The sequence below is a fragment of the Pseudomonas taiwanensis DSM 21245 genome (assembly GCF_000425785.1).
Classification (GTDB): domain Bacteria; phylum Pseudomonadota; class Gammaproteobacteria; order Pseudomonadales; family Pseudomonadaceae; genus Aquipseudomonas; species Aquipseudomonas taiwanensis.
This window is the reverse complement of the sequence record NZ_AUEC01000011.1, coordinates 21,840-37,515: the sequence shown is the minus strand read 5'-3', so window position 1 is coordinate 37,515 and position 15,676 is coordinate 21,840. Positions and strand designations below refer to the sequence as shown.

At 63.1% G+C, this 15,676-nt stretch carries 12 protein-coding genes and 2 pseudogenes; 5 read left to right on the top strand and 9 right to left on the bottom strand.

From position 1 onward, the window contains the following. Window positions 1-2 precede the first annotated feature (2 nt). On the bottom strand, window positions 3-614 hold the full coding sequence (locus H620_RS0102985; protein WP_027906689.1) for a LysE family translocator: 612 nt from the start codon (window positions 612-614) through the stop codon (window positions 3-5). A 101-nt stretch (window positions 615-715) separates the two neighbouring features. Here H620_RS0102985 and H620_RS0102980 point away from each other — a divergent pair, with 101 nt between their 5' ends. Then, entirely contained in the window at window positions 716-1,684 is a 969-nt protein-coding gene (locus tag H620_RS0102980) for a GlxA family transcriptional regulator (protein WP_027906688.1), read from the top strand. A 20-nt stretch (window positions 1,685-1,704) separates the two neighbouring features. Here the strand turns inward: H620_RS0102980 and H620_RS0102975 are convergent, their stop codons facing one another. The 5 genes and pseudogenes from H620_RS0102975 to H620_RS27675 form a co-directional block, all read right to left on the bottom strand. Then, window positions 1,705-2,556: a CAP domain-containing protein gene (locus H620_RS0102975; RefSeq protein WP_023380848.1), complete on the bottom strand. Its 852-nt coding sequence runs from the start codon at window positions 2,554-2,556 to the stop codon at window positions 1,705-1,707. A 173-nt stretch (window positions 2,557-2,729) separates the two neighbouring features. After that, on the bottom strand, window positions 2,730-3,341 hold the full coding sequence (locus H620_RS0102970; RefSeq protein WP_027906687.1) for a cell wall hydrolase: 612 nt from the start codon (window positions 3,339-3,341) through the stop codon (window positions 2,730-2,732). 48 nt (window positions 3,342-3,389) lie between these two features. Continuing rightward, the gene (locus H620_RS0102965) at window positions 3,390-4,307 is read right to left on the bottom strand and encodes an AEC family transporter (RefSeq protein ID WP_023380846.1); all 918 of its coding nucleotides are present in this window, start codon (window positions 4,305-4,307) and stop codon (window positions 3,390-3,392) included. 179 nt (window positions 4,308-4,486) lie between these two features. Beyond that, window positions 4,487-4,999: pseudogene (locus H620_RS27680) on the bottom strand (methyl-accepting chemotaxis protein); the annotation flags it as partial. A gap of 345 nt (window positions 5,000-5,344) precedes the next feature. Continuing rightward, window positions 5,345-6,310, bottom strand: a pseudogene (locus H620_RS27675) (methyl-accepting chemotaxis protein); the annotation flags it as partial. Between the two features lie 533 nt (window positions 6,311-6,843). Here H620_RS27675 and H620_RS0102955 point away from each other — a divergent pair. Next, a complete protein-coding gene (locus H620_RS0102955; protein ID WP_023380842.1) occupies window positions 6,844-8,163 on the top strand; it encodes a Na+/H+ antiporter family protein in 1,320 nt (439 codons plus the stop codon). 12 nt (window positions 8,164-8,175) lie between these two features. Here H620_RS0102955 and H620_RS0102950 read toward each other — a convergent pair whose 3' ends face one another. The 3 genes from H620_RS0102950 to H620_RS0102940 form a co-directional block, all read right to left on the bottom strand. Next, window positions 8,176-9,183 (bottom strand): FecR family protein, encoded by a 1,008-nt coding sequence (locus H620_RS0102950; protein ID WP_023380840.1) that lies wholly within the window; start codon window positions 9,181-9,183, stop codon window positions 8,176-8,178. A 170-nt stretch (window positions 9,184-9,353) separates the two neighbouring features. Next, window positions 9,354-11,123: an acyl-CoA dehydrogenase C-terminal domain-containing protein gene (locus H620_RS0102945; RefSeq protein ID WP_027906686.1), complete on the bottom strand. Its 1,770-nt coding sequence runs from the start codon at window positions 11,121-11,123 to the stop codon at window positions 9,354-9,356. A 39-nt stretch (window positions 11,124-11,162) separates the two neighbouring features. Beyond that, a complete protein-coding gene (locus tag H620_RS0102940) occupies window positions 11,163-12,785 on the bottom strand; it encodes an acyl-CoA synthetase (RefSeq protein WP_023380836.1) in 1,623 nt (540 codons plus the stop codon). A gap of 194 nt (window positions 12,786-12,979) precedes the next feature. On the opposite strand from H620_RS0102940, the gene H620_RS0102935 reads away from it, so the two are divergent. The 3 genes from H620_RS0102935 (at window position 12,980) to H620_RS0102925 (ending at window position 15,671) form a co-directional block, all read left to right on the top strand. Continuing rightward, window positions 12,980-14,386, top strand: coding sequence for a sensor histidine kinase (locus H620_RS0102935; RefSeq protein WP_027906685.1), 1,407 nt, complete (start codon window positions 12,980-12,982; stop codon window positions 14,384-14,386). Window positions 14,387-14,400: 14 nt separating this feature from the next. Beyond that, complete coding sequence (locus H620_RS0102930) at window positions 14,401-15,033, top strand: response regulator transcription factor (protein WP_027906684.1); 633 nt, start codon at window positions 14,401-14,403, stop codon at window positions 15,031-15,033. 164 nt (window positions 15,034-15,197) lie between these two features. Continuing rightward, entirely contained in the window at window positions 15,198-15,671 is a 474-nt protein-coding gene (locus H620_RS0102925) for a MarR family winged helix-turn-helix transcriptional regulator (RefSeq protein ID WP_023380833.1), read from the top strand. The last annotated feature ends 5 nt before the right edge of the window (window positions 15,672-15,676 follow it).

Genomic DNA, 15,676 nt, shown 5'->3' with positions numbered 1-15,676 from the left:
CTTCAGCGACCCAAGGGCAGCGCCGCGCCAATCAGCGCGAACAGGCTGGCGCAGCAGCGATTGAATCCTTTGCCACCTTTGGCCAACCAGGGACGGATGCGAAATGCCAGACGCGCCAGCACATACTCGACCAGGCACTCGACGCTGGCGAAAGTAGCAGCCATCACCACGAACTGCATGAGCAGCCCGCGCTGCGGGTCGATGAATTGCGGCAGGAAGGCGCCATAGAACAGCAGCACCTTGGGGTTGGCCAAGGCCGACAGCAGGCCCTGGCGAAACAGTCCGGCATTGTTCAGTCGAGCAGGCCGCGCGTTCATCTCCAGGTGCAGGGCTGGGCTGCGCCATAGCTGGATCCCCAGCCAGATCAGGTAGGCGCCGCCAACCCACTTGAGCACGGTCAACACCGAGGCAGACGCTTGCAGCAGGGCGCTAAGGCCGAACATGGCCAGGGCGATCAGGGCGCTGAAGCCAAACACACCGCCGACGATGGTGAACAGCGTCCGGCGAGCGCCGTACTGGGCGCCGTGGGTCAGGGCCAGCAGGCTATTGGGGCCTGGGGTCAGCGACAGGCCGGTGCTGGCCAGCAGGTAGATCAGCCAGGTGTCGAGTGCCATGTAAAGTGCCTTGTCGATTCACAGACGTCCAGTTTAGGGTACGCCGTTCGAATCAAAGGGTATTATCTGGCCATTCAATGGTGTTTTCTGGACATTGTGCAATGCCCCCTGATCTTCGCCTGTTGATCCTGCCGTTGCCGGATTTTGCCTTGCTGCCCTTCGGCGGCTTTCTCGACAAGCTGCGTTTCAGCGCCGACGATGAGGATTACAGCCGTCAGCGGTATTGCTGTTGGACATTGCTGGGCCTGACTGACGATCCGGTGCCATCGAGCAGTGGGGCGGTGGTCCATGTGCACGTAACGCCGGAGCAGCTGGAACTGCGCGGTTACGACTACCTGGTGGTGTTCGGCGGACGCAGCGCGGGCGCAACCGCCCAGCTCGCTCCGCGTTATCAGGGCCTGCTCAGGCAGGCTGTCAAGGCGGGCGTGAAGCTGGTCGCAGTCGACAATGCAGCCTTTCTGCTGGCGGCTTGTGGCTTGCTGGACGGGCACAAGGTGGTGGTGCACTGGCGCCACGAAGTGGAGTTCAGAGCCAGTTTCCCGCACCTTCAGGTTCTGCCCGAGCAGCTGTACTGCATCGATGGCGGGCGCATTACCTGTGCAGGCGGTACGGCGGTCATCGACCTTGCAGTGGAGCTGTTGTCGGCAGCCTGCGGTCGAACCCGTGCACTCAAGGGGTTGGCCGACATGTTGGTGGACGAAACACGCCACAGCCGTCACGCGCTGCGCTCGCTCGAAACCGGGGCTGGGCAGGGGCGTCAGGTTACGCGGGCCTTGGCGCTGATGCGTCACCATCTGGGGGCGAAGCTGTCCGTCGAACAACTGGCCAGCGAGCTTGGCATCAGTCGGCGCCAGCTGGATCGACAATTCCAGGCCAGCCACGGCATGAGCGCCAAAGGCTGGTGGCTGGAGATGCGCTTGCAGCAGGCGCGTTGGCGACTGCTCAATTCCAGTCACAGCTTGGCGCAGATTGCCGACGAGGTAGGGTTGGGCGATGCGAGTTACCTGGGCAAATGCGTGCGCCGGCGCTTTGGTTGCACGGCGCAGGTCTTGCGCCGGACAGGTCCTTGAAACCCCTTCACCAGAAGGACTTACTGTGGACTGCCGAACAGCGCCGTCCAGTAGATGCCTGCATCGCTTTTCGGGTCCACCGCATAGGCCGCGCCCAGTTCGCGGAAGTCTGGGTTCATGAGGGTGGCGCAGTGTCCTGGGCTGTCCAGCCAGCCGTCGACCACCTTGCGCGCCGTATCGCGACCGGCGGCGATATTCTCGCCGATTTGCTGATAGAGGTAGCCGGCAAGCTCGGCGCGGTCGCCCGGGGTGCGGCCATCCTTGTCGACATGGTCGAAGAAATTCTGATTGGCCATGGCTCGGGTATGGCTGGCGGCCACGCCTGCCAGCGTCGCGTTCCAGCCCAGTGCGGGGGCAGCGGCATAGGGTTGGCCACCGCATTGGCGTGGCACCTTGCGTGCGGCATTGATCGCCTGCAGCACCTTTTGCCCCTCGGCTTGCCAGTCGCCCAGCCCGCCGCTTAGCAGCGGACGGGCAAGAACGATACGCCAGTCACGGCCTTCCTGGCTCACACCGATGTCGACGAATTGGGGGTCGAGCACCACCTGGCAAAAGCTCTCTTCGATGGCGTTCATCGCGGCACGGGCGTCGCGCGGGCCGGACAGGCTGATGGCCTGGACATTGACCATGGGGTAGGCCGCGCGGGACATGGCCTGCTGCAGGTCGCGGGTGCCTTCCGGCGACAGTGCCAGGCGCGTATCGCTGTTCAGGGGCGGCAGTTCCAGCGACACCTCGCCGCCGCAGCGTTGCGTCTGACTGCGATAGGCATTGATCGAATCGATCAGTTGCGCCTCTTCGCCAGTAACGGCCAGGGCCCCCGTCGAGACGACCAGGCCCAGTGACAAGGCGGCAACGGATGACAGGACGCGCATGTGGATCTCCCTATGGCTGGCAGCGTCTTGGTAAGCGCTGCCCATCCTACACAAGCTCGAGGCTTTTGGCCCGGAATCGTGCAGCTTGCCGGTGAAGCCGGCAGAAAGGTTATGGGCGGCAAAGGAGGGGATAGACCATTGGTCGCCGGAAAAGTGCGATCCAATGACCTGGCTCAGCGGGCCAACGCCTGGTTTGGCTTGTAGAACAGAAAATGCTGGGTCTCGGCGGTCTTGCGGTAGGCCTTGGCCCACTCCGGGTGTACGTTGCGGTCATGGAAGTACAGTGCGCCGCCTGTGGGGTCCTTGAGTTGCTGGTTGAGGGCCCTGCGCGCGATTTCCTTGGCGATGGTGTAGCGTTGTTCTTCTTCGACCTGGTCCGGGCGACCATCGCACCACCAGGAGAACTGGCAGGATTTGGTTTCGACCCCTTGCTTGACCACCGCGCAGATCGAGTCCGGGAAGCCCTCATGGCCCAGGCGATTGAGCACTACGCTGGCCACCGCACTCATGTCCTCGTCCGTGGCACCCTTGGCTTCCCAGTAAATGGTCCGGGCCAGGCAGGTGATGCTGTCGTCCATCGGCGACTGGCCGGCCGGGTCCACCGCTTTTACCTCGCTCGGGGTCAGGGTTTCGCTTTTCTTCGGTGGCGGGGAATCCTCGACGACTTTTTCCTCGAGCGCTTCGGCCTTGTCCTCGGCGACCGCGGCCTTGGTACTGTCGGCCGCGTGAAGAGGGCCTGCAAGCAGGGCTGTGGTCAACGCGATTACCATCCACGATAGGCGCATGGGCGAATGTCCGTACTGTGAGCTGAATCACAGTCTAGCCAATCGCCATCAACTCAACGTCAGCGAGAGCATCAATGGCAGGGTGACTGCGCCAGCCACTGTCTGCAGGGCGATGATGGTGGCCATCAACGGTGCGTTGCCGCCCATTTGCCGGGCCATGACATAGGACGATGAAGCCGTGGGCAACGCCTGGAACAACACTGCCACGACGGCCGCCTGACCGCCCAGCCCCAGCAGCCGGCACAGCCCCCAGGTTGTGAGCGGCATGACCAGGAACTTGAACGTCGAAGCGGCCACCAACGGCCGCACCTGCTGGCCAAGTCTTGCACCGCCCAGGGCCGCTCCCACGCAAAGCAAGCCCAAGGGCAGGGCAGCCTGGCCCAGCGCCTTGACCGTGGGTTCGATACCCGCGGGCAGACCCAGGCCACTGAACCGCAACAGCAGCCCGCCCGCGCAGCCGACGATCAAAGGGTTGGCAAAGATTGCCCGCAGTACCGTGATCGGTGAGCTGTGGCGTGCGCTGAAACGAGCGAAGACCAGGACGCAAAGCAGGTTCACCAGCGGCACGATCGCTGCGTTGGCAACTGCCGCCAGTGCGATGCCGGCGCTGCCATAGATGCCGGCTGCCAATGTGGCCCCGATGTAGTTGTTGAAGCGCACGCCGCCTTGGAATACCGAGGTGAAGTCGGCCCCGTCATGGTTGGCGGCGCCTTGGTAAAGCATCAGCAGCAGGGCACCCAGCACGGTCGAGAGCATCAGCACGACAACCATGCCCATTACCGGAACGCCATCGAGGTTGGCGGTCGCCAGGCCATGCAGGAACAGCGACGGCAGCAGCACGTAGTAACTGAGGCGTTCTGCGCCGGGCCAGAATGGTTCGGCCAGAAAACCACGAACGCGCAGGAAGGTTCCCAAGGCAATCAGCACGATGATCGGGACCAAGGTGGTCAGCAGCAGGTGGAGCATGGTCGGTGTTCCGTTGTCGGATTCCGGCACAGACTAGCGTGGACCGATGTTTGGGAACACGTTGTTTTGCACACAGACGGTTGACGGGTGTAATGCCGCGCTCAGAAACCACCGCCGCGCGCCTGGCGGCCAGCGTGGTGGCCATGTGAAGAGGGCCGGCTTCTGCCGGCCCTCGAGGCTCAGACGCGGAACTGGTCCATCAACGCCTGTTGCTGGTTGGCCAGGCTGTTGAGCGACTGGCTGACCCGCGCCGACTCGTTGGCTTGCCCGGACAGCGACTCGGTCACATCGCGAATGGTCGCCACATTGCTGTTGATCTCTTCGGCCACCGCGCTCTGCTCCTCGGCTGCTGAGGCGATCTGCAGGTTCATGTCGGTAATCACCGTCACGGCCTGTCCGATACGCTGCAGCGCGGTCACGGCCTGTCCGACCTGCTCGACACCGCCCTGGGCCTGGCGGTGGCTGTTGTCCATGGCACCGACCACTTCGCGGGTACCGGCTTGCAGGGCTTCGATCACCTGACGGGTTTCTTCCACCGATTCCTGGGTGCGTTGCGCCAGGTTGCGTACCTCATCGGCGACCACGGCGAAGCCACGGCCGGCTTCACCCGCCCGTGCAGCCTCGATGGCGGCGTTCAGAGCCAGCAGGTTGGTCTGCTCGGCGATCGAGCGGATCACTTCCAGCACCGAACCGATCTTCTCGCTGTTCTGCGCCAGCCCCTCGACCTCGGCCATGGCGGTGCTCATGTCGGCGGCCAGGGTGTCGATGCTCTGGGTGGTGCGGTCGATTACCGCAAGGCCTTCGCGGGTTGCCTGATCAGCATCGCGGGCGGCCTGGGCGGCCTGGGCTGCGCTGCGGGCGACGTCCTGAGCCGTGGCGCTCATTTCATGGGATGCGGTGGCGACCTGGTCGACCTGGCGGTATTGCTGCTCCATGCCGGCGCTGGTCTGAGTGGCGATGGCCGAAGACTGGTCGGCGGTGCCGCGAGCAGCCTGGACCGAGCGTTTGACCTCGGCAATGGTGGGCTGCAGTTTGTCCAGGAAGCGGTTGAACCAGCCAGCCAGTTCACCGAGCTCGTCGCGCTTGTCATAGGTCAGGCGGCGGGTGAGGTCGCCTTCGCCACTGGCAATGTCCTTGAGCATCGCCGCTACCCCAAGAATCGGTCGGGTGACGCCACGGGCCATCAGCCACACCATCAGCAGACCGGCGATCGCCGCTGCCAGGCCCAGGCCCAGTTCAAGCAAGGTGCCGCTGGTGTTGAGGGTGTCGAGTTCGCGCTTGAGGGTTTCAGCCGGCCCGGTCAGGGCGTTCTCCGGCACATCGAGCAGTACACCCCATGGCTGGGCGCCTGGGATCGGCTGGAATGCCGTCAGTACCTTCAGACGTTGCTGGTCGTGCAGGACGTTGAGCTTGCCTTCCGCCAGCTTGCGGACCAGTTCGTCGCCCTTGGCCGGGTCAACCTCGTCGAAACGATGGGCAAGCTTGCTGGCGTCGGCGCTGTAGCCTGCCAGCAGGCCTGCCGGGCTGAGGATGCCGACGGTGGTACGACCTTCGTACAGGCTGCGGCTGGCGTCTTCGCTCAGGGCTTGCAGGCTGTTGAGATTGATGTCGACGGAAAGCGTCGCGACCACTTTGCCCTGAACCGACAGCGGGAAGACGATGCTGGTCATCAGCACCCGTTGGCCGTCGATGTCATAGAAGTAAGGCTCGACCACGCAGACTTTACCGGTGGTGCGTGGGCACACGAACCAGGTGTTGGCCGGCTGCCCGCTCGGCCCGATTTGGGTATCGGTCAAGTCGCGCTCGGGGAGGGACATGGAGGTCAGCTGGCCTGCTCGTGGTTGCGACCAGTACAGGGAAAAACGCCCGGTTTCGTTGCTGCCCAGCTCCGCCTTGTCTGCGAACAGGCTGTCTTTGTTATCCAGAGCGTTGGGTTCGAACACCAGCGACAAGCCGAGCAGGTCGGGGTTGGCCTGCAGCGCGGCGCGCACCTGGCGGGTCATGTCCTCGCGCAGGTCGAAAGCGTCGAGGAAACGCTTTTCGGCTTGTTCGCGCAGGAACAGCACCTGACGGGCGAACCCTGCGCCGTATTGATAGGCGTCCATGAACTGGCGGCGAATGTTCAGCGCTTGGACTTCACCTTGTGACTCGATGCGTGCCTGGGCTGCCTGGGTGAGCATCTGCGTGCTGCTTTGCTTGACCAGGTCCGAACTGTGGTCCATGCGATACAGCGATAGTCCTACAAGCAACGTGACAATACCCGCCAGGCAGAGACCGGCGAGCAGGGTGATTTTCCACTGGATGGAAAGTTGTCGCAAAGGCATGGGGAGAATTCCCTTGTAATAGGTCTGGGCTAGAGACTGTGTCGGCGCTGAAATTTTTTTCTTTATTCGAACGATCAATTTAATTTTTGGCCCAGCCTGTGGCGACGCGTTGATAGCCTCGAAACAGGTCGACACATGGCGCTTTTGACATCCTTCGCTCGGTGCTTCAGAGTGCGCGCTTTTTTTCTGTCGCAAACGAGGTAAGCCAAACCATGAATGCAGTGATCGCCGCGGTCGGCATCATGCTGATACTCAGCCTGTCTCGGGTGCATGTGGTCATCGCCCTGATTATCGGTGCGCTGGCTGGAGGGCTGTTCGGCGGCCTGGGTATCGAAGGTACGCTAAAGGCGTTCAACGGCGGCTTGGGCGGTGGTGCCACGGTGGCGCTGTCCTATGCGTTGCTGGGTGCGTTCGCCGTGGCCATCGCCAAGTCCGGGCTGGCCCATGCGCTGGCTGACCGTGCCCTGGCCATGATCGACCGCCAGGGACATGCCGAGGGTGGTCGGATGAAGTGGCTGCTGATCGGCCTGATGCTGGTGGTGGCGGTGTCGTCGCAGAACATCCTGCCTATCCACATCGCCTTCATTCCATTGCTGGTTCCGCCCCTGCTGTACGTGCTGACTCGATTGCGCATCGATCGACGCCTGATCGCCTGCGTCATCACCTTCGGCCTGATCACGCCCTACATGTTTCTGCCGGTAGGCTTCGGCAACATCTTCCTCAATGAAATCCTGTTGGCCAATGTCGCTCGCGCCGGGGTCGATGTCAGCGGTATCAACGTGACCCATGCGATGGCCATTCCGGCTGCCGGTATGCTGGCAGGCCTGCTGATCGCGGTGTTCTTCAGCTACCGCAAACGTCGTGACTATGACCTGGAACGCATCGAGCAAGTGGAGCAGGTCAGTGTGCAGTACAACCCTCTGACCCTACTGGTGGCGGGACTGGCCATTGCCTGCGCGTTCATCGTTCAATTGTGGCTGGATTCGATGATCATCGGCGCGATGGTGGGTTTCCTGATCTTCTCGCTGTCGGGCATCGTGCGCTGGAAGGACACGGACGACCTGTTCACCGAGGGCATGAAGATGATGGCCATGATCGGCTTCATCATGATCGCCGCTTCGGGGTTCGCCGAAGTGATGAAGGCGACCGGTGAGGTCAAGGGCCTGGTCGAGGCATCGGCGCAGTGGATCGATCACAGCAAGGGCATCGGTGCCTTGCTGATGTTGCTGGTGGGACTGCTGGTGACCATGGGCATTGGCTCGTCGTTTTCCACGGTGCCCATTCTGGCGGCGATCTTCGTACCGCTGTGCGTGCAACTGGGCTTCGACCCGGTGGCCACCGTCTGCATCGTCGGTACTGCTGGAGCGCTGGGGGATGCGGGTTCGCCGGCGTCAGACTCGACCCTGGGTCCAACTTCAGGTCTGAACGTCGACGGCCAGCATCACCACATCTGGGATACCGTGGTGCCGACCTTCATCCATTACAACCTCCCGCTGCTGGCCTTTGGCTGGCTGGCGGCAATGGTGCTGTAAGGCTGGCCGCCGTCAGCCCTCGCTCGGCGGAGGAGAAATGCGGTTGAGGACGGTGCTGCCGTCCTTGCTGCGGGTCAGGTAAACCGGCAGGACCTTGGGCAGGTTGTCGACCAGCCGCTCGACCTCGCGGGTGTTGTAGATACCGCTGATACGGATCCGGCCGGTGCTGGCATCGGCGAGCAACAGCGGTGCGTCGAGGTAGCGGTTGATCACCGGCAGGGCCTGGTCGAGGCTCAGGTTGTCCAGAATCAGTTTGCCGCTGCGCCAGGCCAGGGCGTTGCCAAAGTCGTTGCTCTGCACCAGTTGCGGCTCGAAGTCGCCGGTGTGGTAGCTGGCCTGCATCCCAGGGCCCAGGCGGTAGCCGCCTTCGCTGCCGTCGCTGCTGACCAGAACCGAACCTTCCACCAGGGTGACCTTGACCTCGTCCTGGTACTTCCACACGTTGAACTGGGTACCGGTGACGCGGGTCTGGCCACGACCGGCGTGGACGATGAACGGGTGCGCACTGTCGTGGGTGACGTTGAAGAACGCCTCGCCGCGCTTGAGCCTGACCTGGCGTTGATCCTTGAAATTGAGGTAGGTCAGCTCGGTGTTGAGGTTGAGGTCGACCTGGCTGCCATCGCCCAGTTGCACGGTCTGCATCCGGCCGTCGGCTTCGAAGTGCTGGTACTGGTTGGGTAACCAGCCTTGTTCCCACCCGATCCAGCCCGCCAACGGCAGTACCGCCAGGGCAATGGCCGCGGCAGAAGCGAGCGGGCGCCACGTGCGAGTGCGGCGGGTGACGTGTGGCGCCGGATTGAATTCGACCACCGTGGCCGTACGGGGCAGCAGCTCGGCGGTATCCCAGATCTCCAGCATCGCCTGGTACTCTTCGGCGTGCCGCTTATCGGCGGCCAGCCAGCGAGTGAACGCCTCGCGCTCGGCCGCCGTGCAGTCGTCGGCATGCAGACGCATGCACCAATGCGCGGCGGCGTCGGTAATGGCATCGTCAGGGGCGGGGGTCAAGGGATCGTGGTTCATTGCGGCTCCGGTTTTGCGCATTCTACCCCTGGCGAGGGGTTTCCGAGAACCGAGGTAATGGCGAATAACTATCAGATGAGCGGTCTTTTGTCGGTTTTGCGCTGAATATTCAGCGTTTGAGAATGCTTCGCGCCCCATCGGACATTGCGGGCCATGGGGCGCGAGGTGGGTCAGAATTGCGCGGGCGTCATCCCATAGAGGCTGGCGCTGCCGGCCCGAATGCAGGCCTCGAGGGCCAGGCTGCGTGGCAGGATGCGTTGGAAGAAGAAGTCGGCGCAGGCCAGCTTGGCGCCGTAGAAGGACGGGTCTTCATCGGCCTTGGCCTGCGCCACGGCGGCCATGCGCGCCCACATGTAGGCATAGGCGGTCAAGCCGAAAAGGTGCAGGTATTCCACCGCCACGGCACTGACGAGGTTGGCCTGGGCAGGGGCCTGTTGTTGCAGCCACTGGCTGGTAGCTTCAAGGCGTGCCAGGGCTTCCTGCAGGGCGTCGCGGTGCAGGGGAGCGGTCACGCTGAAGGCGCGCACTTCGTGGATGAAACTGGCCAGGGCCTGGCCACCATCGGCGAGCACCTTGCGTCCCAGCAGGTCCAGGGCCTGGATACCGTTGGTGCCTTCATAGATCTGGGCGATGCGCACGTCACGCACACGCTGCTCCTGGCCCCACTCGCGGATGTAACCGTGGCCACCATAGACCTGCTGCCCGAGCACGCAGCTTTCCAGGCCGTTGTCGGTAAAGAATGCCTTGGCCACTGGCGTGAGCAACGCCACGAGGCGCTGGGCTTGCTCGCGTTCATTGGTGTCCTCCGCGTAGCGCGAAAGGTCCAGTTGCTGGCCGACGTAGGCGGCGAAAGCCCGGCCACCTTCGGTGAGGGTGCGCATGGTCAACAGCATGCGCCGAACGTCACCATGATGGATGATCGGGTCGGCAGCCTTGTCCTGTGCATGCGGGCCACTGGCGGCGCGGCTTTGCAGACGCTCGTTGGCGTATCGGGCGGCGCTCTGGTAGGACGCTTCGGCGCAGCCGATACCCTGGATGCCAATCGATAGCCGTTCGTAATTCATCATGGTGAACATGGCTGCCAGGCCCTTGTTTGGCTCACCGACCAGGTAACCAGTGGCACCATCGAAGTTCATCACGCAGGTGGCCGAGGCCTTGATACCCATCTTGTGCTCGATCGAACCACAGTGCACGGCGTTGCGTACCCCCAGGCGACCGTCTGCCTCGACCATGAACTTGGGTACCAGGAACAGCGAGATACCCCTGGCGCCAGCAGGGGCATCCGGCAGTTTGGCCAGTACCAGATGAATGATGTTCTCGGTCAGGTCCTGTTCGCCACCGGTGATGAAGATCTTGCTGCCGCTGATCTGATAGCTGCCATCGGCTTGGGGCTCGGCGCGGGTGCGGATCATTCCCAGGTCGGTGCCGGCGTGGGGTTCGGTCAAGCACATGGTGCCGGCCCAGCGGCCTTCGTACAGGGGCGGGAGGTAAGTCGCCTTGAGCGCTTCGCTGGCGTGGGCATCGAGTGCCAGGCAACTGCCGGCGCTCAATGCCGAATACAAGCTGAAGCTGCAATCGGCGGCGTAGAGCATCTCTTCGAACAGCACGCCAAGCATTTTCGGCATGCCCATGCCGCCGTACTCAGGGTTGCCGCCCAGGCCCACCCAGCCGCCTTCGCGGTAGGTTTGCCAGGCTTGACGGAAGCCTTGCGCAGTGGTGACCAGGCCGGCATCGAATTGCACGCCTTGCTCGTCGCCGTTGCGGCTGAGCGGGGCGATCAATTGGCCGGCGACCTTGGCCGCTTCTTCGAGGATGGCATTGGCGGTGTCGGCGTCGACCCGTTCGGCCAGGGCCGGCAGGCGCGCCCATAGGGCGGGGCCGTCGAACAGCTCATGGAGGACGAAGCGCATGTCGCGCAAGGGGGCATTGTAGTCAGTCATGGCAGCGCTCTTGAAAAAGTCGGATGGCAGTAGGGCGGGTCACAGTCCTTTGGCCCGGTCACGCAAGACGTATTTCTGGATCTTGCCGGTCGATGTCTTGGGCAGTTCACCGAACACCACGGTCTTGGGCACCTTGAACCCGGCCAGGTGCTCGCGGCACCAGCTGGTGATCTCGCTTTCACGGGTGGCCTCGTGTCCTGGCTTGAGTGCCACGAAGGCGCACGGTGTTTCTCCCCATTTCTCGTCCGGGCGGGCTACCACGGCGGCCTCCAGTACGGCAGGGTGCTTGTACAGGGTGTCTTCCACTTCAATGGTGGAGATGTTCTCGCCACCTGAAATGATGATGTCCTTGAGTCGGTCTTTGATTTCGACGTAGCCGTCGGCATGCCACACAGCCAGGTCACCGGTGTGGAACCAGCCGCCTCGGAAGGCCTCGGCAGTGGCTTCGGGGTTTTTCAGATAGCCCTTCATCACCGTATTGCCGCGCATGAAGATCTCGCCCAGGGTAGTCCCGTCGCGAGGTACGGGCTGCAGGGTCTGTGGGTCGGCGACCATCAGGCCGTCCAGTGTCGGATAGCGCACACCCTGGCGCGACTTGATCCGCGCCCGCTCGGCCAGTGGCTGTTCATCCCACTCGGCGTGCCAGGCACAGACGGTGACGGGGCCATAGACTTCGGTCAGGCCGTACACATGCGTGACCTTAATGCCCATTTCTTCCACCGCGCCGATCACCTTGGCCGGCGGGGCGGCTCCTGCGACCATGGCGTTCACGGGGTGTTCGATAGCCGCCTTGGCGGTCTCTGGCATGTTCACCAGGGCATTGAGCACGATCGGCGCACCGCACAGGTGGCTAACCCGATGCTCGCGGATCAGGGTTAGGATGCGCTGGGGATCGACCCGGCGCAGGAACACATGGGTACCAGCCAGGGCAGTGATGGTCCAGGGGTAGCACCAGCCGTTGCAATGGAACATCGGCAGGGTCCACAGGTACACCGGATGGTGGCCCATGGCCCAGGTCATCTGGTTGCCCAAGGCATTGAGGTAGGCTCCGCGGTGATGGTAAACCACGCCCTTGGGGTTGCCGGTGGTGCCCGAGGTGTAATTGAGGGAGATGGCCTGCCATTCGTCAGCGGGCCATTCCCAGTCGAACGCCGGATCACCTTCGGCCAGAAAGGCTTCATAGTCCAGTTCGCTGACTGGCTGGCCCTCACCGTATTCGGGGTCGTCCACGTCCACGACCAGTGGGGGGTGTTCGAGCAGGGCGAGGGCGGCGCTGATCACACCATGGAACTCGCGGTCGGTGATCAGCACCTTGGCTTCGCCATGCTGCAACATGAAGGCGATCGCTTCGGCATCCAGGCGCACATTGAGGGTATTGAGCACGGCGCCAACCATAGGTATGCCGAAGTGCGCTTCGAGCATGGCCGGGATGTTCGGCAGCATCACCGCCACGGTGTCGCCAGGGCCGATGCCGCGCCCGGCCAAAGCGCTGGCCAGGCGGCGGCAGCGTTGGTAGGTTTCGCGCCAGTCGCGGCGGATGGCGCCATGGATCACCGCCGGGTAACTGCCGTAGACGGCCGCGGTGCGTTCGATGAAGCTCAAGGGGGTGAGGGCGACGTGGTTGACAGCAGCGGGCATCAGGCCCTGAGAGAAGATCGACATGCGGTTTTCCTGTAGGGGAGACAGGCGCAAGTTGTGCGCATGACCCCGGTGGCTGATTGTTAGCTCTGATCAGGGAACGGGAAGGCGCGCAATGGGCCGCCTTCCTCTGTCGCTGTTTTACGCGAATTGCTATGGTATCTGGAATATCGACCATAGCAATATAGTATAAATACTATACGAGTGAGCTTTGTAACGTGGACACACCCCCCTCACCCTTGCTCGCCCTAGATCCACAACCGAGCCTGATTCTGGCGGCCGATGCCCAGCCCCTCGCCGTAAACCCGGCTCTCCAGGCGTTGCTTGACGAGGGCCTTGCACTGACTGGCTGGCTGCCGTCTAACGCTGGGGCGCTGGTGCGTGCATGTCTGCATCAGCACCGGGCAATTGCCGACGTGGAGGTGCAGGTCGGTGAGCGCATCCTGTTATGGACTTTCATCCCTGACGATCGGCGCCAACAGGTGCTGGCCCGCTGCCGCGATGCGAGCGACGAACGTATGGGGGCTCGGGAAGCCGCCCAGGCGCGACGCCTTTACCGCTTGATCATCGAAAACACCACTGACCTGATCTCACGTCACAGCCCCGATGGCCGTTTCCTCGACGCCTCGCCCGCCGCCTATCGACTGGTGGGCGTATGGCCTGAGCACCTGCGTGGCACGGCGGTTCGCGCGCTGTTGCACCCCCGTGAGCGCCGTCAGGTATTGCAGCAGGCCGCCGAGGCCCTGGATCAGGACGGCTATCACACCATGACCTGCCGCGTGCGCCACGCGTCGGGCAACTACCGCTGGTTCGAGATCGCCGCCCGCGCGATACGTGAAACCTACACCGGTGCGGTGGTGGAGATCGTTTGTGTCTCTCGGGACATCACGTTGCGTATCGAGGCCCAGGAGAGCCTGGCTCATGGTGCGCGGCTGGCCACCCTGGGCGAGCTGGCCTCGGGTATCGCCCATGAAATCAACCAGCCATTGGCGGCGGTGGTCAATTACGCCAACGCCAGCCAGCGCTACTTGCAGGGCCTGGACCACGACCCGCAGGCGCGTGAGCGGGTTGGCCAGGGATTGCTGCGTATCACCGAGCAGGCTACCCACGCGGCCGAAGTGATCCGCCGTTTGCGGGCGTTCCTGCGCAAGGGGCCAAGGCGCCTGCAGGCCATTGAAGTGGCCGACGTGGCGGGCGAAGCCATTCGCCTGTGTGCTTGGGAGGCTGCCCGCGAGCAGGTCAGCATCGAACTGCGTGTGAGCGCGCAGTTGCCTGCGGTCTATGCCGACCGGGTGTTGCTGGAGCAGGTGCTGCTCAACCTGTTGCGCAATGCCATCGATGCCAACCGCGAGCAGCACGGCGAGCGACCGTCGCGTATCCTGCTGGGCGCTGTGCGCGAGGGCGACAGTGTGCTGGTCGAAGTGAAGGACCAAGGGCCAGGCGTAGCGTCTGAACGCCTGGAGGATATCTTCATACCGTTCACCACCAGCAAGGCGGACGGTCTGGGGCTTGGGTTGAGCATGAGCCGCAGCCTGATCGAGGGCTTTGGCGGCAACTTGTGGGCACGATTGGGTGAGCAGGGCGGGCTGGTGATGTGCTGTCGGCTGGCCGTGAGCCGGGGATAACGGGAGGCAGAAGGGTGCAAGCGAAAGTGTATGTGGTCGATGACGACCAGGGCATGCTCGACTCGACGGTATGGCTCTTGGAGTCGGTGGGGTTGCAGGCGTTGCCGTTCGCCAGCGGACCAGCGTTTCTGGAGGCATGCGTGGACGATGGGCCGGCCTGCGTATTGCTCGATGTACGCATGCCGGGAGTTGGCGGTATGGCGGTGCAGCAGGCACTGCGTGAGCGGGGATTGGAGATTCCGGTGATCTTCGTCAGCGGCCATGCCGATGTGCCCATCGTGGTGCGGGCATTCAAGGCCGGCGCCTGTGACTTCATCGAGAAGCCTTACAACGACCAGTTGCTGTTGGACAGTGTCCAGGCCGCGCTGGAGCGTGCCGGGCGAGCGCGGCGTGGCGAGCTGGCGCAGGTGCAGGCGCGGATCGATGCCCTGACACCGCGTGAGCGCGATGTATTCGTGCCTCTGGCCCAAGGCCTGAGCAACCGCGAGGTGGCCGAGCGGCTGGGGGTGAGTGTCAAGACCGTCGATCTTTATCGCGCACGGGTGATGAAGCGATTGCAGGCGCAAAGTCTGGCAGAGCTGGTGGGAATGGCGATTGCCTGCGGCGTGGTGGAAGCACTGGGGTTGGGAGTGGTAAGCAAGGCTTGAATCACCTACGTGTTTACATCCGCTGTTTGAGCGGCCTTTCGCGATGCAAGGCCGCTCGAACCAAGGCGGACCATTCATCTCTATTTACATAGCCACCTAATCAAAGCTTTGACATTAACTGCCTAGGCAGTAATATTTTTACACATCTAATCGAGCAGACCCCGATGTCCCATTTCAACCCGGAAAATTTCCATACCTGTGCCATCGGCATGCTCCTGGGTCGGGCGGCGATCCTCAAGGACCGCATTCTGGACTGGCACCTTGAGTCCGAGGGCGTGACCGCTGCTCAGTTCAAGGTGCTGATCATCGTCACCCAGTACCAGGTGGATACGCCGGCCGAATTGTGCCGCTACCTGGGCCTGGACAGTGGTTCGATGACCCGCATGCTCGACCGCCTCGAGCAAAAGGGCTTGGTCCTGCGCAACCGCTGCGAGGACGACCGGCGCCAGGTCCGCCTGGCGCTGACTGCCGATGGCCAGCGCCTGGCCGATCGCCTGCCCGAGATCGGCGCCCTGGCGATGAACGAGCTGGTCGGTGTGTTGCAGCCTGAGGAACTCAAGACCCTCGAAAGCCTGCTGGCCAAGGTTCTGCTCGGTTCTGGCGACCCCCTGACGATCCGCCGCTTCGGCGATCGTTGATCCCT